The organism is Pseudosporangium ferrugineum (assembly GCF_003002065.1).
GTDB classification, from domain to species: Bacteria; Actinomycetota; Actinomycetes; order Mycobacteriales; family Micromonosporaceae; genus Actinoplanes; species Actinoplanes ferrugineus_A.
This window is the reverse complement of sequence record NZ_PVZG01000017.1, coordinates 89,845-108,673: the sequence shown is the minus strand read 5'-3', so window position 1 is coordinate 108,673 and position 18,829 is coordinate 89,845. Positions and strand designations below refer to the sequence as shown.

Below are 18,829 nucleotides of genomic sequence, written 5' to 3'. Positions count from 1 at the left end.
CTCAGTGAACCTTTTTCCACCTGGCATCGAGCCCGACGGCGCCGGGCCGTCGACCAGCGGCGGGCGCTGCCGGCCCCGCCACGTGGAAAAAAGTTCAGTACGAAGGCAGGGACGGGTCGACCGTGTTGACCCAGGACACGATGCCGCCCTGGACGTGCACCGCGTCCTTGAAGCCGGCGGCCTTCAGCGCGGCGAGCGCCTCCGCCGAGCGCACCCCGGACTTGCAGTGCAGGACGATCTGCCGGTCCTGCGGGAAGCGGGACAGCGCCTCGCCGGAGAGGATCTCGCCCTTGGGGATCAGCGTCGCGCCCGGGATCGAGACGATCTCGTACTCCGCCGGCTCGCGGACGTCGACCAGGAACACGTCCTTGCCGGAATCCTGCCAGTCCTTGAGCTCGCGGGCGGTGATCGTCGCGTTGAGCGTGGCCTCCTGCGCCTCGGTGGAGACGGCGCCGCAGAAGTCCTCGTAGTCCTCGAGCAGGTCGGTGACCGTCGGGTTCTCGCCGCAGAGCGCGCACTGCGGGTCCTTGCGGACCTTGATCTTGCGGTATTCCATCTCCAGGGCGTCGTAGACCATCAGCTTGCCGACCAGCGGCTCGCCGATGCCGGTGAGCAGCTTGATCGCCTCGTTGACCTGGATGGAACCGATCGACGCGCAGAGCACGCCGAGGACGCCGCCCTCGGCGCAGGACGGGACCATGCCGGGCGGCGGGGGCTCCGGGTAGAGGCAGCGGTAGCAGGGACCGTGCTCCTCCCAGAAGACCGAGGCCTGGCCGTCGAAGCGGTAGATCGAGCCCCACACGTACGGCTTGCCGAGCAGCACCGCGGCGTCGTTGACCATGTAGCGGGTCGCGAAGTTGTCGGTGCCGTCGACGATCAGGTCGTACTGGGCGAAGATCTCCTTGACGTTGTCGCGGTCGAGCGCGGTGTTGTGGATGACCAAGTTCACCAGCGGGTTGATCTCGCGGATGCTCGCCGCGGCCGACTCGGCCTTCGGGCGGCCCACGTCGGAGACCCCGTGGATGACCTGGCGTTGCAGGTTCGACTCGTCGACGGTGTCGAAGTCCACGATCCCGAGGGTGCCGACGCCCGCCGCGGCCAGGTAGAGCAGCGCCGGCGAGCCGAGGCCGCCCGCGCCGACGACGAGCACCTTGCTGTTCTTGAGCCGCTTCTGCCCGTCCATCCCCACGTCGGGGATGATCAGGTGACGCGAGTAGCGGCGGATCTCATCGACGGACAGCTCCGCGGCCGGTTCGACGAGCGGGGGCAGTGACACGGTGAACTCCCCGGGTTGACGGTAAGGTGCGCCCACCATTGTTGCTCGTGGATTGCCGGAATGGGCATGACGTGGGACACCGGCCCGGCATGCGGGACGCGGGAATTCCTCGTCAGGCCGCGGGGTTGCCCGCGTAGCGCCGGCCCCGGACGTAGGGCCACGCGTTCGCGACGCAGCCGTCGAGGCCGAAGGTCTGCTGCATCATGACGGGTGCCCGGCGCCCCTTACCGGGACAGGTCTCGTGCCGGTGCCCGAGCTGGTGGCCCACCTCGTGGTTGATCACGTACGCCCGATAGGCCGGCAGCGGCGCGTCGTAGCCCGGCACGGCGGCGTCCCACCGGTCCGCGTTGATGATCACCTTGCCGGGCAGCCGGCACGAGCTGAACCCCTCGGTGTCCAGCCCGCCGTCCGCGCACATCGTCGCGGAGGTCGCGGCCGCCGCCAGATAGACGGTGAACTCGGCCTTCTCGGCGCGCGGCACGCGCTGCAACCGGAACGTGCGGCCGGCGATCCAGCTCCTCGGGTCGCCCAGGATCCGGTCGACCTCGGCGGCGAAGGCCGCGCTGTCGCCACTCCCCCGCTGCACGGCCACCTCGAACCGCCGTACCGTGCCGGCGCTGCCGAGCACCGGCCCGCGGCCGGCGGCGAACGCGAACCCGCGGCGGGGGGCAGAAACCACCGACTTCCCGGGTACGGGCTGAGCAGCGCGGACAGCCGGCCCGGCGGTCTCCGGCGCGACCGCACCGGACCTGCGGATGAGCTGGCCGGCCACGATGGCGAGAAGGGTCAGCAGCAGGGCGAGAAGAACGCTGGCGCGGCGCCGCCGGGACAACCGCCGGCCCGCCCGGGGCAGGGTCGCCACGGCGGTGACCTGTCCCTCGACGACGAGCGGGGTCTTCGCGGCCTTCATGACACCAGCCAGCGTGCCAGAGGTAGCCGCAGGTCACAGGCGTTTCCCGGAGGCGGCGGAGGTCAGACCGGGGGACCCTGCCACAGCCGCCCGCCGCGGTACGGCCACGCGTACGGCACGCATCCGCGCAGCGTCAGCGTCTGCTGGACCATGACCGGCGCCGGACCGCCGCGCCGGGGGCAGCCCTCGTGGTGGCGGCCCAGCTCGTGGCCCACCTCGTGGTTCACCACGTACTGGCGGTAGACGGTGAGGGGCACCCTCGCCGCGACGTACGGCCGGGCCGACAACCGCCAGCGGTCCAGGTTGATGACAGCCCGCCCGGCGGTGCGGCAGGACGTGTACGGCCGCCCGCCCACGGCGATGGCGACGCCCCCGTCCGCGCACATCCGCCCGGCGGTGTCCCGGGTGGCCAGATACACGGTGAAGGCGGCGGCCTCGGGCCCGGCGACGCGCTGGAGCCGCAGCCGCCCGCTGCCGATCCAGCCGCGCCGGTCGCCGAGGACGGCCTCCACGTCGGCGGCGAAGGCGGCCGGGGATTCGCCGCTCCCGCGCTCGACGGCCACCCGGAAGCGGCGGACGGCTCCGGCCGTACCCAGGATTTTGCTCCGCCCGGGCGCATAGTCGAAACGGCCCGAGCCCCGGGACGGCACCCTGCCCGGCAGCGACAACCGGTCCCGGACGACCGGGACGGGCGCGGACGGCGGCGCGACGGGCCCCTCCGCCGCGGATCCGGCGGAGACGGACGGCGGGACCGGACCGGACGGCGAGGACGAGGGGGCCGGGAAGGCCCGTGCCGACGACCACACCGTGGGCAGGAACATGCCGCCGGCCAGCAGCAGGAGCACCGCTATCGGCGCGGCGAGCCACAGGCGGCGCTGATCATCTCCGGACAGACCGGCCGAGGGCGTACGGAAATCGATCATTGCTCGTCAGCGTCCCACACCGCGGGGTCCTCAACCCACCGGAGAGTTGACGTCCTCCAGCATGCCGACGACGGCCCGCGCGACCAGCCGCGGCACCTCCATCTGGGCCACATGACCGACGCCGGGAAGGATCAGCAGCCGGCTGTCCGGGATCACCTTCGCCACCTGGGCGGGCACCCGCGGGTCGACCAGCGTGTCCTTCAGGCCGCCGATGACCAGGGTCGGCGCGCTGATCCGGGCGGCCAGCCGCCACTGCGAGTTGTCGCCCGGCAGGTACGCCCGCAGGAAGCTCGACACCAGTCCGCGCAGCGTGCCAAGGTAGGCCTGCGGATAGTGGGCGACCGTGTAGCGGAGCTTGATCTCCTCCATCGCCTCCGCCCGGCGCTGCGGGCTGACCTTCGCCGTGTCGCCGAAGCAGGCCAGCATCACCTGCTCGGCCATCTCCTCGACGGTCAGCCGGGCCATCCCCCACGCCAGGATGCGGTGCGCCCGGGGCAGGGCGAGCAGGGGCAGCACGGGTCCCTGCGCCGTACGCCGCGGGTCCAGAAACGGCATGGCCGGGCTGACCAGGGTGAGCGTCCGGATCAGGTCGGGGCGCAGCGCGGCGACGCGCACGGAGATCGAGCCGCCCAGCGAGTTGCCGACCAGGTGGACCGGGCCGCGGCCGGCGTGGTCGAGGTAGCCGATGAGCCGGTCGGCGAACGCGGCGATGGAGTACCGCGGGCTCGGGTCGCTGTAGCCGAACCCGGGCAGGTCCACGGCCTGGCCGTCGAAGCGGTCGGCGAGCAGGCCGGCCAGGTCGGTGAAGTTCTGCGACGAGCCGCCGAGGCCGTGCACGTAGACCGCCGGCTCCGCGCCGGGCGCGGTCGCCGGGGTGTCGCGGACCTGCAGCATCGCGCCGCCGATCGTGACCCGGCGGGCTGGCCACGGCGGCGGCACGGATCCGTCCGGCGGCAGGACCTCGTCCGCCGCGAGTTTCGCGCCCTTCATCAGGACAAGAGTGCCTCGAGCCGCCGGTTGACGGCCGCGAGTGTGGCCCGCACCATGGCGTGCCGGTCGTCACCCGTGACCACGGCCGACCCGGCCAGCTGCTCCACCCAGCCGTCCGTGGCGAGCAGCACGACGACCACCGCCACCTGCATCGATCCGAACGGTACGGCCGCCGCGTGCTCGACGAAGCACTTGGCCGGCCCGTCGGCGTGGTCGGAGCGGGTCAGCAGCTCGTCGACGGCGCTGGCGGTCGCCATGGCGCACAGCCGCAGCAGGTAGCCGTCTATCGCCGGGCCGGTGGCCTCGCCGGCGGCGGTCTCCCCGCCGACGGTCAGGCGCACGCCGACGGTCGCCTCGCTGCCGAACGTGTTGACCTGCACGTTCTCGATCATCACGCGCGGGCCGGGACGCTCGCCCGGGTCGAGGAGCGGGCGCGGCGGCGCGGCGTCGTACCCGGTCGGCACCTGCTCGACCGTGCCGGGCAGCGCGGGCAGCGGCCGGCCGGCGGGGTTGGGCTGGGCGGGCACGAAGGGCGCGGGCGGCGCCGACGAGGGCACGGGCGGCGCCGAGGCCTGCGCGGGCGCCGGTGGCACCGACCGGATGCGGGACGGGCCCGGCAGGGTGGCCCGGCCGGCCGGCGGGGCCGAGCGGGGGGCCGGGGCCGGCGGGGCCGAGCGTGGCGCGGGAGCCGGGGGCGCGGGCGCCGGGCCGCCGAACGGGCTGGCGCCCTGCATGGCGGCGTCCAGCCCCATCCGGTCCTGGAGCAGCCGGGCGACCTGACGGCTCACCTCGGCCGGGTCGGCCCCCTCGGCGAGGTCGAGCCGCAGGCTGTGCGCGCCGGCCTGGGTGGTCCGCAGCGCGGCGTCGCGGACCCCCTCGACCTCGCGGACCGCCTCGAGGATCGCGGTGACGTCGAAACCCTCCTGGCGCTCCTGCGACGACAGCACGTCGTCGCGACGCAGGTGCGTCGCGATGCGGGCCAGCGCGGGGGTCTCGGCCGAGGGCTCCACGGACGGCGGCTCCGGGACGGTGGGCACGTCCGGCTGGGCCGGCACGCGCTGGGGCAACGCGGAGAAGGGCTGCTCCCCCACGTCGCCGGGGTCGCCGGGCGGCCGGGCTGGTGACGCCGGTTCGGGGTGCTCGTAGGGCAACCGGCGCGGGAAGCTCGCCGGATCGTACGACGGCCGGGCGACGGTCTGCTCACCGGACCGGCCCGCATCGGCGTTCTCCCCGCCCACCCGCGGCAGGCCCTCCGCGGGCGTCGGCGGGTCGAGCGCGTGCCGGGCCGCCTCCGGGGTGGACCAGTCGGGGGTGCTGGACCAGTCGGCGCGCCGGCCGCCGGGCGTGGCCGGGCGCACGGCCGGGAAGGGCCGCTCGACCGGGAGCTGCGCCCGCTGCTGGCGGACGTCGTCGAGATCGCCCTCGTACGGGTACGGCGGAGCGCTGGCCGGCAGCCCGCTGGTCTGGTGACCGTTCGGGCGCAGCATCTCCGGGGACAACGGGTCGGGTCGCTCCGCCGGCTCCGGGGCCTGCGGGTTCGGCCGGGGCTGCGGTGCCTGCCGGGGCTCGGTGCCGTTCGGCGACAGGTGGGAGAGCAGGTCCTGGTAGCGCGCCCGGCTGTCGGACCAGCGCGGCGAGGCGGCGTTCTCGAGCCGCGGCGGCGGGTCGTCGGCCGGCGGCGCGGACGACGGGCGGGCCGGCGTGAACGACGGCGGAGGCGGCGGCTCGGCGAACGGCCGGATGTCACCCGACGGGGGGTCAGTCGGAAGGGGCCGCTGGGTGAAGGGCCGGACCTCGGTCGCGGGCCGTCGCCAGGCCGGGACCTCCTCGTCGGAATCCAGCGCCGCACCGGCGTTCGACCAGGGGCTGTCCCGGGCCGCCCACCCGTTCAACAGGGTGCGGTCACGCGACTCGCCCCCGGTACCGCCGTCCGCGGTACCGGCGTCACCGGATTGCCCTGTTTCGTCCACCACGCGCTCCTCGCTTGCCCCCTGCTGAGGCTACCGTGTGGTGGCAGTGGCGATAAGTTGCAGCGTCGCGACATTTGCCCGCCCGGAACGCGACAGGCGATGAACCGGGCAATCCGCGTAGCTGCGCGCGGTGGAACGAGCTCGGAGGTTCTTGACATGACCGCTGCGTCCGGCGGGGCACAGACGGCGGGGCGCCCCACGCGCCTGCCGCGCTCCGCGCGCCGTAAGCAACTGCTTGCTGCCGCGCAGCAGATCTTCGTGGCGCAGGGGTACCACGCCGCCGCCATGGACGAGATCGCGGAACGGGCCGGCGTGTCCAAGCCCGTGCTCTACCAGCACTTCCCGGGCAAGCTCGAGCTCTATCTGGCACTGCTGGACACTCACTGCGACGCGATAATCGCCAAGGTGCGCGGCGCGATGCTGGCGACTCCCGACAACAAGGAGCGCGTCCGTGGTGCCGTACGCGCGTATTTCGACTTCATGGACCACGAGAGCGAGGCCTTCCGGCTGGTCTTCGAGTCGGACCTGCGCAACGACCCGCAGGTGCGCGAGCGGGTCGAACGCGTCGAGCAGGGCTGCATCGCCGCGGTGACCGACACGGTGGTCTCGGACACCGGGCTGAGCCAGGCCAACGCCGAACTGGTCGCCTCGGGCCTGGTCGGCGCGGCCGGCCAGGCCGCCCAGTTCTGGCTGGCGAACGGCCGCCAGACCCCCAAGGACGAGGCGGAAACCCTGGTCGCGGCCCTGATCTGGCGGGGGATCGCGAGCTTCCCGTTGCAGGGTGAGTCAACGCCGGGAACGCCTGCGGAAATCGGCTAGCCTTCAGGTCGGAAGACATCTGAGAGGGAGGGACCCCCGTGGAGGTCAAGATCGGCGTGCAGTACGCCTCGCGCGAGCTGGTGCTGGAGAGCGCGCAGACGCCGGCCGAGGTCGAGGAGCTCGTGACCGAGGCGATGGCCAAGGACAGCGTCCTCACCCTGACCGACGAGAAGGGCCGCAAGGTGATCGTCCCGATCGCCAAGGTGGCCTACGTGGAGATCGCCGAGAGCTCCAACCGGCCGTTCGGCTTCACCACCCGCTAGTCGCAGGATCGCTCACCACCGTGTTCAGGGGGCCCACCGGGCCCCCTGACGCACCTTCACGGGACCGTCACCTTCGGCCTGAGGTGCGAAATCTCTCCGTCGGGTAGACTTGCGTCCGTCGCCGCCACGTCGATCCGTTCAGCCTGCTCCATCCGGCCTGTTCGACTCGGCTTTTCTCCTCGGCCGGTCGTGCCCGGCCGGTTCGGACGGCAGGCCGGCTGGTATCGCCGCGGCGACGCGCGTGCGGCCCGCGAGCTTCTCTCGCGTGTGGCCCGCGCTCTACCCAGACCGCGCCCAGGACTTCGACGGGCGCACCACGAGAGGCACCCGTAGAACTCCATGACCGACATTCCGCAGACCGACACAGAACCCGCCCTGGTACCGGCTCTCACCCGCGCCCCCGTCCGCGTCGACAGTCCCACCTTCGCCGAGCTCGGCGTGCGTGCCGAGACGGTCGAGGCGCTGGCGGCGGCCGGCATCACCCGGGCCTTCGCGATCCAGGAGTACGCCCTCCCCATCGCCCTGCGCGGCACCGACCTCATCGGCCAGGCCCCCACCGGCACCGGCAAGACCCTCGGCTTCGGCCTGCCCATCCTGGAGCGGGTCACCGCGCCGTCGGAGGGCGCCGACGGCAAGCCGCAGGCCCTGATCGTCGTGCCGACCCGCGAGCTGGGCCTCCAGGTGGCCCGCGACCTCGCCGCCGCCGGCGCCACCCGCGGCGTGCGGGTGCTGCCCATCTACGGCGGCGTCGCGTACGAGCCGCAGGTCGAGGCGCTCAAGAAGGGCGTCGAGATCCTGGTCGGCACCCCCGGCCGCCTCCTCGACCTGTCCAAGCAGAAGCAGCTCAAGCTCGGCTCGATCAAGGCGCTGGTGCTGGACGAGGCCGACCGCATGCTCGACCTCGGCTTCCTCGAGGACGTCGAGAAGATCCTGGCCATGCTCCCCGACGAGCGCCAGACCATGCTCTTCTCGGCGACCATGCCGGACCCGATCGTCGCGCTGTCGCGCCGCTTCCTGCACCACCCGGTGACCATCCACGCCGGCCACACCGCCGACAGCGGCCCGTCGCCGCTGACCAAGCAGGTGGTCTACCGCACCCACCCGCTCAACAAGCTCGAGATGGTGGCGCGCATCCTGCAGGCCCGCGAGCGCGGCCTCACCATGATCTTCACCCGCACCAAGCGAGCGGCCGACCGGGTCGCCGAGGACCTCGACTTCCGCGGCTTCGCGGTCGCGGCCGTCCACGGTGACCTCGGCCAGGGCGCCCGCGAACGGGCCCTGCGCGCCTTCCGTACGGGCAAGATCGATGTCCTGGTCGCCACCGACGTCGCCGCCCGCGGCCTCGACGTCTCCGGCGTCACGCACGTGATCAACTACGACTGCCCGGAGGACCCGGACACCTACACGCACCGCATCGGCCGCACCGGCCGCGCGGGCGCGACGGGCGTGGCCGTGACCTTCGTGGACTGGGAGGACATGCCCCGCTGGGTGCTCATCGACAAGTCGATGGGCCTGGGCATGCCGCAGCCGCCGGAGACCTACCACACGTCGACGGCCCTCTACTCCGACCTCGACATCCCGGCGGAGGTGTCCGGCACGCTCCCCACGGCGGACCGCAACCGGGCCGGCCTGTCGGCCGAGATCGAGGAGGACCTGGGCGGGCGCCGTCGCGGCAGCCGCGAGTCCACCCGCCCGCGCGCCCGGGGCCGGTCCCGCGACCGCGACCGCGACGACCGTCCGGCGGAGACCACCCCGGCACCCACGGACGAGACCTCCGACCGCCCCCGCCGGCAACGTCGCCGGCGCCGCGCCGGAGAAACCCTTTCCGGTACGGACGCAGCACCCGCCACTGACATCGGGGAAGAGACCGGCGCGGCCACCTCGCCCGAGTCGACCGGGCCGGGTGTCTCGGCCGGTGCCACGCGCACGCGGTCGCGGTCCCGCTCGCGGTCCCGCGCCGCGGGTGCGGCCGAGTCGGGGCCGGTGGAGCCGACCGCTTCCGGGGCGGCTGCCGCTCCGGCCGAGCCGGCGGTTTCCGGGGCGGCTGCCGCCTCCGCTGGGTCGGCTGATTCCGCTGGGCCGGCCGTTTCCGGGGACGCGGCGGGCGACGAGGGCGACCGGCCTCGGCGGCGGCGCCGTCGGGGCGGGCGTGGAACCGGCGACTCGGACGCGCCGGCCGCCGAGAGCGGCGACGCTCAGGAGTGACCTGACGAAAAGGGGCGTCCCGGTGGGACGCCCTTTTTCCCGTCTCAGTGGCGGGGCTCGACACCCAGCGCGGTGCACGCCTCCCGGTACATGCGGACGGCCTCACCCCGCACCTGCCGCCGCTCGGTGAGCCGCTCCGGGAACGGTATCCGTACCGGCACCGCGATGCCGTCGACCGTGGCCTCGAACTCCATCCCATCGGCGTCCAGCCCCGACATCCGCGCCGCACTCGCCGCGCCGACGCCGCCCAGCCCCCGCACGATCAGCACGTTGTCCTCGGCGTGGTCGTCGTTCATGTGGCGGGCGATCTGCGCCACCACGTCCGGCGTGAAGATCATGACGCCCACCGCTCCTTCAGTTCGGCCAGCACGGCGATATTGAGCCGGTACGCCTCCACCACCTCGGCGAGCAGCAACTCCGCATCCTCCGCCGACAGCTCCGCGGCGTCGAGCAACTCGCGATACCGCCGCCGGAACTCGGCCGGCGACACCCCGTCGAAAACGAAGAACCGATGCCCGGCGCCGTCGAGCCCGTACGCCCGCGCGATGGCCGGCCCGAGATACTGCCCACCGGACAGGTCGCCGAGGTAACGGGTGTAGTGGTGCGCGATGAACGCCCACGGCTTGTCGAAGGCGACCGCGTGCAGCCGGGCCCGGTACTCACGGGTCGCGGCGAGCGGCACAAGCTCCGCACCATCCCCGGGCAACCCCAGGTCTCCGGGCTGCCCGCCGTCCCCCGCCAAGCCGTCGTCGTCGCCGGGGCGCGAGGCTCGGCCGTCCCACACCAAGCCGTCGTCACGGTCCGGGCGTCCGGCCGGGCCGGCCCCCGGCAAACCGTCGTCACGGGCCGGGTGTGAGGCTCCGCCGGCCGCCGACAAGCCGTCGTCACTGGCGGGGCGTAAGGCTCGGCCGGCCGCCGGCGAGCCGTCGGCGTCGCTGGGGCGTGGGGCTCGGCCGGCCAGGACGGTCAGGTCCTCGGTGAGGGCGGGCAGGCGGGTGAGCTCCGGGAAGACGAACGCGCCCGCCACCGGGTGGTCCGCCATCGCCGCCGCCGCGCGCTCGAGGGTCTCGTAGATGAACCAGTGCTGGGCTGCCAGGTCCGCGTACGCCGCCCGGGGCAGGGTGCCGGCGGCGAGCCGGTCGAGGAACCCGCTGCCCTGGGCGCGGTCGTGCTCGGACCGGGTGCCCGTACGCAGCCTGGCGGAGAGTCCCGCGGGCGGGTCGGCCAACGTCATCGCAGCTCCTCCAGTAAGTTAGGGCAGCCTAACAAAGATCGGCCGGATCGGGGATCTCCGGTGGCGCCGAGGCAGAATGGACGGATGCCCCAACCCCTGGACACCGCCCTGGCCGAGGTGCGCGATCTGGTGCTCGGCGCCGGCCTGACCCGTGCGGTCGCGGCCGGCCGACGCCGCGGCGCCGAGCTCACCATCACCCGCGCCGAGCTGCGCCCGGTCACCCTGAAGACGGGGCGGAAGCTCCAGATCGTCACGGACGACGGCTCCCGGCCGTACACGAGGAATCTTTCCGGCGACGAGGCCGCGGCGGCGGTCGATGCCCTGCTCGCGGAGCCTTTCGGCAACTGGCACGTCGAGACCGCCACGGCGACGGTGCAGGTCCGGGTCACGAAGAAGGGTGAGGCGCAGGTGCACCGGGCGGGCGCGCCGGACGCCCCCGCCGCCGAGGGGCACGACCGGGCGAAGCAGTGGCTGCTCGACCCGGGCGACCCGCTGTTCGGCGTCATCGGGGGCAACGCCGCCAAGCGCCGCCAGGTGGACGCGTTCCTCCGGGCGCTGGCCGCGACGCTGCCCGAGGAGCTGCCGTCCCCGCTGCGGGTCGTCGACCTGGGCTGCGGAAACGCCTACCTGACGTTCGCGGCGTACCGCTATCTGACCGACCGCGGCGCGACGGTCCGGCTCGTGGGGGTCGACGTCCGCGAGGATCAGCGCGTACGGAATTCCGCGGTCGCCGAGCAATTGGGCTGCGCCGACAACGTCCGCTTCGTGGCGGGCACCATCGAGGACGCGGTCGTCGACGAGGCACCGGACCTGGTCCTGGCCCTGCACGCCTGCGACACGGCAACGGATCAGGCCCTCGCGCGCGCCGTACGCTGGAACGCCCGGTGGGTCCTCGCGGCGCCCTGCTGCCACCACGACATCGCGGCGCAGCTCAAGGGCCACCCCGCCCCCGAGCCGTACGCGGAGATCACCCGCAATGCGATCCTCCGCGAGCGCTTCGCGGACGTCCTGACGGACTCCCTGCGCTCGTCGCTGCTGCGGATGAACGGGTACAAGGTGGACGTGGTCGAGTTCGTGGACTCCCAGCACACCCCCCGCAACCTGCTCCTGCGCGCACGCCGCACGGGCGCGGCCCCGACAGACGCCCAGCGCCGCGACTACGAAACCCTGACCGGCCAGTGGGGGGTGACGCCCGCACTGGAGAAACTCCTCACATAGCAGCCGGCCAGGACCGCCGGGCCCGGACCAGGTGGACCGGGACCGGCAGGCAGCCGGACCCGCGGGCGGGACCGGCTGCCGGGGGGACCGGCGGACCGGCGGGCGGACCAGCGGGCGGGCGGACCAACGGGCGGGCGGACCAACGGGCGGGCGGACCGGCGGGCGGGCGGCTACTTCACGATGGTGGTGAAGGCGGCGGTGTGGACCTTGCCCGCCACCTGGAAGTCGAAGAACATCCGGTAGCGGCCCGGTCCCGGCGCCGCCAGCCAGAACTTCACCGCGCCGTCGACCGGCTGCGCTTCCGGGTGCACGTGGACATAGCCGACGTCGCCCTCGCGGAGCACGACCAGATGTCCGTACGCGCCGAGGTACGGCTCCAGCGCCGCCGGTTTGCCGTCGGGGCCGCGTACCGTCATGAGGATCGGCTGGGTGGTGCCCGTTTGCGGCGTACCCGCGTACTGAACGCCGAAGCCGTCCGTGGTCGCCTGCGGGACCGGCGCGGGGAGCCCGACCGGGGTGTAGTTGCCGGCGACCGTGAGGTCGACGCCCAGCGTGGCGGGGGTCTGCTGGCCGCCGACGACGGCGGTGAAGTCGGCGATGGCCCGGTAGCTGCCGGGCTGGGCCAGCGTGAGGTCGATGCCCCAGGTGCCGTCCGGGGCCATGGCCGGGTGCAGATGCTGGAAGCCGGTGAGGTCGCGCCGCACGACGATGAGATGCAGCGGCTTGTCGTGCACGATCGCGTACGTGGTGACCGGAGCGCCGCCGGCAGCGGTGATCCGGAACTTCAGCGGTTGCGCCCGCCCGGCCGTGAACGAGCTGGTCACGGGCTGAAGCGTGAGGTTGCCGGCGGTCACCGCGAGCCCGCCCACGGCCTGGGCCGCCGCCCCGGAGCCGGCGACCTGCGTCACGGTCCCGTCGGCGTTGTGCACATGCGGCGCGGCACCCGAGTCATCGTGTGGCGCGGCCTGCGCGGCCCCTACGCCGGGCGGCGCGGCACCCGCGTCGGGCGGCGCGGCACCCGCGTCGGGCGGCGCGGCACCCGCGTCGCCGGGCGGCGCGGCGGCACCGTGGGCGTGCCCGTCCGCCGCGGTGGCGGGCGGGTTGGCGGCCGGGGTCCGCGCCCGGTCGACCGAGTTGTTGAGGCGGCCGATCCCGTACCCGGCGAAGAGCACGACCACGACGACGGCCCCGAACGCGGCCAGCCTGAACGCCGTCCCCCGTTCGGCGGCGGCCTCGGCCGGGGGCGCGTCCTCGAGCAGGTCAGGCATCGGCGAGCTCGTAACCGGCCTCGTCCACGGCGGCCCGCACCGCGTCATCGCCGAGCGGCTCCGCGCTGGTGACGGTGACGGCGCCGGTCGGGAGGTCCACCTGGACGTCGTCGACGCCGGGCAGCCCCTTGAGCTCGCCGGTCACGGCCTGGACGCAGTGCCCGCAGGTCATGCCGGTGACGGTGTAGGTGGCGGTGACGGCCATGGCTGGCTTCCTTTCGGCGGTGCTCCGGACCTCTGCCGGCGCTGACGGACTCAGGAACGTACGAGGCGCGCGATGGCGTCGGACGCCTCTTTGACCTTGGCGGTCGGGTCTCCGGCACGGGCCGCATCGACGACGCAATGCGCGAGATGGTCTTCGAGCAACCCCACGGCCACCGCATGCAGGGCACTCTTCGCGGCGGAGATCTGGGTGAGGACATCGATGCAGTACGTGTCCTCGTCGACCATCCGTTGCAGGCCGCGGATCTGCCCCTCGATCCGCCGCAACCGGCCGAGCAGGGCGGCCTTGTCCCCGGAGTAGCCGTGCGGCCCGGCGTGTTCGTGGTCGGCGCTCATGGAACCAGTATACCCCCCACCCGTATCCCGGGGAGCCACGGGTGCCGCAGCCGGCGGCGGCGACTCGGCCGGACAGCGCCAGTCCGAGCGGGCGACGGCCCCGATCCGGATTCACCCACGACCACTGATCTTGCACCGCCCGGAAGCGTCGCCTTTGCGAGTTTTGCCTCGTTGAAGGCACTGTGTCGTCTACCGTGACCGCCCGGGCCGCCATTGTCGCGCTGATCTCGGCGCTGCTGCTCACGGGCCTCCCCACCGCAGCCCCCGCCTCCCCCACGGAGTCGCTCGGCACCCTTTCCGCCACGCTGGCGTCCCCCGCGGCCGACCTGGACAAGCACATCGCCGCCGCCTCCCGCCGCCTCGAGGTAGTGGTCGAGCAGTACAACAACTCCCGCGAGGACCTCCGCACCACCCGCCTCCAGACCGCCCGGCTCAACGAACGGCTCGGCCCGCTGACCCGCGACCTCGCCCAGCGCCAGGCCCTCGTGGACGGCCTCATGTCGAACACGTACCAGCGCACCCGCACCGGCCCCACCGTCGCCCTCTTCGCCTCCGACGCACCGCACGAGTTCGTCGACCGCCTCCTTGTCCTGCACCAGCTCGCCTCCGAGGAGGAACACGCCACCGAGGCGCTGCAGGCCGCGAAGACCAAGGTCAACGAGACCCGGCGCCTGCTCAACGCCCTCGCCGCCCAGCAACGCCGCCAGCAGCTCCAGCTCAACACCCGCAAGGCCACCGTCAAGGGCGAGATCACCACCCTCAAACGGATGCGAGCGATCGCGTACGGCGGAGGCTCCCGTTACACCGACCCCGGCAACATCCCGGCCCCCGACTACATCCCCGGCCCTGCCGGCCGCGCGGTGGCGTTCGCATTCCGCCAGCTCGGCAAGCCCTACCGCTGGGGCGCCGAGGGCCCCCGCTCGTACGACTGCTCGGGCCTGACCCTGGCAGCCTGGCGCACCGCCGGCGTCGGCCTACCGCACAACGCAGCCCGCCAGTACGCCGCGACGGCCCACCTCGACAGATCCGACCTCCGCCCCGGCGACCTGGTCTTCTTCTACGGCCCCATCAGCCACGTCGGCCTCTACATAGGCGGCGGCCGAATGATCCACGCCCCGGAATTCGGCGAAAACGTCCGAGTATCAAGCATCGACTCCCAACCCATCACCGGCTACAGCCGACCAACCTGACCGCCCAACCCGCCAGGGCCCCTGCCGCGCGGGCCAGGGCTTGCGCCGCGCAGGCCAGGGCTTGCGCCGCGCAGGCCTTCCGTGCAGGGCACTGTCCTCCACAGACCGCCGCCCCGCCGGCGACGAGCGGGCCGGGGCGGGCGGCCCCGGCCACGCCGGCGAAGAGCGCGCCCGGGCGGGCGGGCTCGGCCCCGTCAGCCCGCCACTGCCAATGCCAGGGGCAACACTCCCGCCGCGCCCGCTCGTCTCAGCTCCCGGCCCGCCAGCACCATCGTCCAGCCCGATTCGACCAGGTCGTCCACCAGCAGCACCGGCCCGCTCAGGCCCGCGAGCGCCTCCGCCATCTCCGGCGGCACCGAGAAGGCGTCGTGCAGGGCGAGCACCCGCTGCGCGCTGTTGCCTCGCGGTCCGCCGTCGCCGCGGTGGGTTGACGACAGCGTTCCCAGCATCGGGAGCCGGCCCACCGTCGCGATGTGGCCGGCCAGGCCGGCGACGAGTTCCGGGTGGCGATGCGAGCTCACCGCCACGACCGCCGCCGGGCGCTGGGGCCAGGCGTCGTCGCCGTGTGCCCAGCCCTTCAGCACCTCGACCACGGCAGCCGCCAGGTCGGCAGGGACGGGTCCGTCCGGAGCCTCGGGGCCGACGAGCGCGCGCAGCTTGCTGCCCCAGCCCTGATCGGAGAGGCGGCCCACGGCGCGGCCGGGGAGGATCTGCTCGGCCGGCGGGATCTTGCCCTTGAGGCCGACGCCCACGGTGGCCATGCCGGTCGGCCAGAGCTTCTTGGGGGCGATGTCGACGCCGGCGCGGCCGAGGAACGCGTTCGCGGCGGCCAGCGATCCCGGGGAGACCTTGGCGTCGAACTGCGGCGCGGTGCAGGTGTCGCAGCGCCCGCACGGCGTCGCTTCGGGGTCGTCGAGGCACCTGCGGAGGAACTCCATGCGGCACACGGTCGTTCGGGCGTACTCGAGCATGGTTTGTTGCTCGGCGTTTCTCGCCTCGGCGACGCGGCGCAGGCGGGCGGTGTCGTAGGTCCAGGGCTCGCCGGTCGCTGTCCAGCCCCCGCGCGTGCGCCGGACCGCGCCGTCGACGTCGAGCACCTTGAGCATGAGCTCGAGGCGGGCGCGCCGCAGGTCGACGATCGGCTCGAGGGCCTGGGTGGACAGCGGCCGGTCCGGTGACAGCGCGGCCAGCACCGCGCGGACCTGCTCCTCCGGCGGGAAGGCCAGCGACGCGAAGTAGCGCCAGATCGCGGTGTCCTCCTGCCCGGGGAGCAGCACCACCTCGGCGTGTTCCACGGCCCGGCCCGCCCGGCCGACCTGCTGGTAATACGCGATCGGGGACGGCGGTGCGCCCAGGTGCACGACGAAGCCGAGGTCGGGCTTGTCGAAGCCCATGCCGAGGGCCGACGTCGCCACCAGCGCCTTGATCTTGTTGTCGAGCAGGTCCTGCTCGGCGGCGCGGCGGTCGGCGTCCTCGACCTGGCCCGTGTACGACGCGACGGCGAACCCGCGCGACCGCAGGAACTCGGCCGTCTCGGTGGCCGCGGCGACGGTCAGCGTGTAGACGATGCCCGAGCCCGGGAGCCGGTCGAGATGGTCGGCGAGCCACGCCAGCCGGTGGGCGGCGTGCGGCAGCTCCAGCACCGCCAGGCGCAGCGAGTCGCGGTCGAGGGTGCCGCGCAGGACCAGCGCGTCGCCCAACTGGTCGGCGACGTCGGCGGTCACCCGGGCGTTGGCCGTCGCGGTGGTCGCGAGCACCGGCGTACGGGAAGGAAGCCCTGCCAGGAACGTCCGCAGCCGCCGGTAGTCGGGGCGGAAGTCGTGCCCCCAGTCGGAGACGCAATGCGCCTCGTCGACGACCAGCAGGCCGGTGCCCGCCGCCAGCCCGGGCAGCACGTTGTCGCGGAAGTCGGGATTGTTGAGCCGTTCGGGGCTGATCAGCAACACGTCGACGGCGCCCGCGCGGATCTCCGCGGTGATCTCGCCCCACTCGTCGAGGTTGGCCGAGTTGATGGTCCGCGCCCGGATGCCCGCTCGCGCCGCGGCCTCGACCTGGTTGCGCATGAGCGCGAGCAGCGGCGAAACGATCACGGTCGGGCCGGCGGGCGGCTCGCCCGGCTCGGCGGCGGCACCGTCCCGGAGAAGCGCGGTGGCGACGAAGTAAACGGCCGATTTACCCCATCCCGTACGCTGCACGCACAGCACCCGCCGCCGGTCGACCACCAGCGCCTCGATCGCGCGCCACTGGTCCTCGCGCAGCACGGCATGCTCGCCGGCCAGGCGCCGCAGAACCTCCTCGGCGCACTCCCGGACGGCGGCCCGCTCCGCCTCGCTGACTGCCTCTTGCGTCATCTCCACCACGACCGCATGTCTACCAGCCCGGTCCGACAGGATGCGGGTTGTCCACAGGACGCGAGTTATCCACAGGCCTCGCGATTTTCTCGCCGAGCTTCCCGCGTCGGTGGCAGCGTGGAGGCATGACGAAGACGATCGCGGAGAAGCTCCTGATCAAGCCGCACTCCACGGTGTGGCTCTCCCATCCGGCCAACCTCCCGCTGCTCACGCCCATGCCGGAGGGCGTGCGGGAGGTGGACGGCCCGAGGACGGCGAGCGCGGCAGTGGTCTTCGCCGACGACGCGGCAAGCGCCCGCTCGCTGCTGGCGGAGCACGGGGAGGATCTGAAGCAGCCGGCCGCCGTGTGGGTCGCCTACCCCAAGAGCAACAAGTCGGACATCAACCGCGACAGCCTGTGGCCGATCGTGGCCGACTTCGACATGCGCCCGTGCGGCCAGGTGGCGATCGACGAGCGATGGTCGGCGCTCCGCTTCCGCCCCAACAAACCCGGCGAGGGCCGCTTCACCGGAGGAGGCGGCTGAGGCCGGGCCGGGAGCGGCAGCGGCAGGGAGCGACAGGGCAGGGATCGGGAGGGAACGGCAGCGGCCGAGAGCGGCAGCGGCCGGCAGCGGCCGACGGCGCCAGCGGCCGACGGCGCCAGCGGCAGCGGCAGCGGCAGCGGCAGCGGCAGCGGCAGCGGCAGCGGCCGAGAGTGGCCGGGAGCGGCCAGGAGCGGCTAGCGGCCGAAGGGCGTCAGCGGCCGAGGACAGAGCCGCCGTTGACGTTGATGATCTGGCCTGTCACGAAGGTGCCGCCCGGGCCGGCCAGCCAGCGCACGGCCTCCGCGATGTCGTCGGGCAGCCCGGCGCGTTTCACCAGGGTGGCCTCGACCCGGTGGCGGTGGCCCTCCTCGGTCATCCGGCCCGTGAAGAACTCGCTGTCCGTGACATAGCCGGGGGCGATCACGTTGGCCGTGATCCCCTCCGGGCCGAGCTGGGTGGCCAGGTCGAACATCCAGCCGTGCAGGGCCGCCTTCGCGGCGGAGTAGGGGCCGCCACCGCCGCGCTGGGCGGCGATCGAGCTGGTCAGGATCACCCGCCCGCCGGGGCGGCGGAGGAAGGGGCGCAGGGCCTCGGTCGTCAGTACGGCCGTGGTGACATTGGAGTCGAAGGTGGCACGCCAGCGAGCGGCCAGCTCCGCCAGATCCGCGCCGCCATCGGCCGCGCCCGGAGAAGCAGCCGCGCCCGGAGAAGCAACCGCACCCGAAGAGGCAGCCGCACCCGGAGAAGGAGCCACGCCCGGGGAAGAGGGCGCGGCCGGGGAAGAGGGCGCGGCTGGAGAAGAGGACGCGGCCGGGGATGGGGAGATGAACGCGCCGGCGTTGTTGACCAGGACGTCGACGGGGCGGCCGGCGACGGCCTCGACCAGCGTGGGCAGTTGGGCGGGGTCGGCGCAGTCCGCCGTTACCGCCGTGGCCTGGGGGCCGATCCATTTGACCGCCTCGGCGAGCACGTCGGGGCGGCGGCCGACGATGATGACGTCGTAGCCTTCGCCCGCCAGCATGCCCGCCGTCGCCCGGCCGATTCCGGTACCGCCACCAGTGACCACCGCAAGCCTCGACATGCCGCCGACTCTAGATCACGCGGATTGAGCGGCGCCTGGTTGTATCAGG

At 73.6% G+C, this 18,829-nt stretch carries 18 protein-coding genes; 6 read left to right on the top strand and 12 right to left on the bottom strand.

The genetic code is table 11. The features are described 5' to 3' along the window. Positions 1-94: 94 nt before the first annotated feature. The 5 genes from moeZ to CLV70_RS29900 form a co-directional block, all read right to left on the bottom strand. Complete coding sequence (moeZ, locus tag CLV70_RS29920) at positions 95-1,276, bottom strand: adenylyltransferase/sulfurtransferase MoeZ (RefSeq protein ID WP_106130002.1); 1,182 nt, start codon at positions 1,274-1,276, stop codon at positions 95-97. Between the two features lie 112 nt (positions 1,277-1,388). After that, entirely contained in the window at positions 1,389-2,186 is a 798-nt protein-coding gene (locus CLV70_RS29915; protein ID WP_106129957.1) for a DUF3152 domain-containing protein, read from the bottom strand. 62 nt (positions 2,187-2,248) lie between these two features. Then, positions 2,249-3,109, bottom strand: a complete 861-nt coding sequence (locus CLV70_RS29910) for a DUF3152 domain-containing protein (protein ID WP_106129956.1) — start codon at positions 3,107-3,109, stop codon at positions 2,249-2,251. Between the two features lie 30 nt (positions 3,110-3,139). Beyond that, the gene (locus tag CLV70_RS29905; protein ID WP_106129955.1) at positions 3,140-4,099 is read right to left on the bottom strand and encodes an alpha/beta fold hydrolase; all 960 of its coding nucleotides are present in this window, start codon (positions 4,097-4,099) and stop codon (positions 3,140-3,142) included. After that, a complete protein-coding gene (locus CLV70_RS29900; RefSeq protein WP_245908542.1) occupies positions 4,099-5,991 on the bottom strand; it encodes a Daple in 1,893 nt (630 codons plus the stop codon). The genes CLV70_RS29905 and CLV70_RS29900 overlap by 1 nt, the downstream gene beginning before the upstream one ends. Positions 5,992-6,225: 234 nt before the next feature. On the opposite strand from CLV70_RS29900, the gene CLV70_RS29895 reads away from it, so the two are divergent. The 3 genes from CLV70_RS29895 (at position 6,226) to CLV70_RS29885 (ending at position 9,356) form a co-directional block, all read left to right on the top strand. Next, positions 6,226-6,888 carry a TetR/AcrR family transcriptional regulator gene (locus CLV70_RS29895; RefSeq protein ID WP_106129954.1) on the top strand — a complete coding sequence of 221 codons (663 nt, stop codon included), beginning with the start codon at positions 6,226-6,228 and terminating at the stop codon, positions 6,886-6,888. Positions 6,889-6,926: 38 nt separating this feature from the next. Continuing rightward, positions 6,927-7,151 carry a DUF3107 domain-containing protein gene (locus tag CLV70_RS29890; RefSeq protein ID WP_106129953.1) on the top strand — a complete coding sequence of 75 codons (225 nt, stop codon included), beginning with the start codon at positions 6,927-6,929 and terminating at the stop codon, positions 7,149-7,151. A gap of 339 nt (positions 7,152-7,490) precedes the next feature. After that, positions 7,491-9,356: a DEAD/DEAH box helicase gene (locus tag CLV70_RS29885; RefSeq protein ID WP_106129952.1), complete on the top strand. Its 1,866-nt coding sequence runs from the start codon at positions 7,491-7,493 to the stop codon at positions 9,354-9,356. 44 nt (positions 9,357-9,400) lie between these two features. Here the strand turns inward: CLV70_RS29885 and CLV70_RS29880 are convergent, their stop codons facing one another. Together CLV70_RS29880 and CLV70_RS41325 are read right to left on the bottom strand one after the other, a co-directional pair. Beyond that, positions 9,401-9,694, bottom strand: coding sequence for a DUF2470 domain-containing protein (locus tag CLV70_RS29880; protein WP_106130000.1), 294 nt, complete (start codon positions 9,692-9,694; stop codon positions 9,401-9,403). Further along, positions 9,691-10,590: a biliverdin-producing heme oxygenase gene (locus CLV70_RS41325; RefSeq protein WP_245908541.1), complete on the bottom strand. Its 900-nt coding sequence runs from the start codon at positions 10,588-10,590 to the stop codon at positions 9,691-9,693. The genes CLV70_RS29880 and CLV70_RS41325 overlap by 4 nt, the downstream gene beginning before the upstream one ends. A gap of 84 nt (positions 10,591-10,674) precedes the next feature. Between CLV70_RS41325 and CLV70_RS29865 the strand changes: the two genes are divergently transcribed. Next, the gene (locus tag CLV70_RS29865; protein ID WP_106129951.1) at positions 10,675-11,808 is read left to right on the top strand and encodes a class I SAM-dependent methyltransferase; all 1,134 of its coding nucleotides are present in this window, start codon (positions 10,675-10,677) and stop codon (positions 11,806-11,808) included. Positions 11,809-11,978: 170 nt separating this feature from the next. Here the strand turns inward: CLV70_RS29865 and CLV70_RS29860 are convergent, their stop codons facing one another. From CLV70_RS29860 to CLV70_RS29850, 3 genes are read right to left on the bottom strand one after another with little or no spacing between them, the layout of a single operon-like run. Next, a complete protein-coding gene (locus CLV70_RS29860) occupies positions 11,979-13,076 on the bottom strand; it encodes a hypothetical protein (RefSeq protein WP_106129950.1) in 1,098 nt (365 codons plus the stop codon). Beyond that, positions 13,069-13,281: a heavy-metal-associated domain-containing protein gene (locus tag CLV70_RS29855; protein WP_106129949.1), complete on the bottom strand. Its 213-nt coding sequence runs from the start codon at positions 13,279-13,281 to the stop codon at positions 13,069-13,071. Before CLV70_RS29855 ends, CLV70_RS29860 begins: the two co-directional genes overlap by 8 nt. A 50-nt stretch (positions 13,282-13,331) precedes the next feature. Next, a complete protein-coding gene (locus CLV70_RS29850; RefSeq protein WP_106129948.1) occupies positions 13,332-13,634 on the bottom strand; it encodes a metal-sensitive transcriptional regulator in 303 nt (100 codons plus the stop codon). A 182-nt stretch (positions 13,635-13,816) separates the two neighbouring features. Here CLV70_RS29850 and CLV70_RS29845 point away from each other — a divergent pair, with 182 nt between their 5' ends. Continuing rightward, on the top strand, positions 13,817-14,824 hold the full coding sequence (locus tag CLV70_RS29845) for a C40 family peptidase (RefSeq protein WP_146164204.1): 1,008 nt from the start codon (positions 13,817-13,819) through the stop codon (positions 14,822-14,824). Positions 14,825-15,018: 194 nt separating this feature from the next. On the opposite strand, the gene CLV70_RS29840 is transcribed toward CLV70_RS29845, so the two are convergent. Continuing rightward, on the bottom strand, positions 15,019-17,175 hold the full coding sequence (locus tag CLV70_RS29840) for a RecQ family ATP-dependent DNA helicase (protein WP_106129999.1): 2,157 nt from the start codon (positions 17,173-17,175) through the stop codon (positions 15,019-15,021). A 125-nt stretch (positions 17,176-17,300) separates the two neighbouring features. Here CLV70_RS29840 and CLV70_RS29835 point away from each other — a divergent pair, with 125 nt between their 5' ends. Next, positions 17,301-17,699 (top strand): hypothetical protein, encoded by a 399-nt coding sequence (locus tag CLV70_RS29835; protein WP_106129946.1) that lies wholly within the window; start codon positions 17,301-17,303, stop codon positions 17,697-17,699. A gap of 211 nt (positions 17,700-17,910) precedes the next feature. On the opposite strand, the gene CLV70_RS29825 is transcribed toward CLV70_RS29835, so the two are convergent. Continuing rightward, complete coding sequence (locus CLV70_RS29825) at positions 17,911-18,780, bottom strand: SDR family NAD(P)-dependent oxidoreductase (RefSeq protein WP_106129945.1); 870 nt, start codon at positions 18,778-18,780, stop codon at positions 17,911-17,913. Positions 18,781-18,829 lie beyond the last annotated feature (49 nt).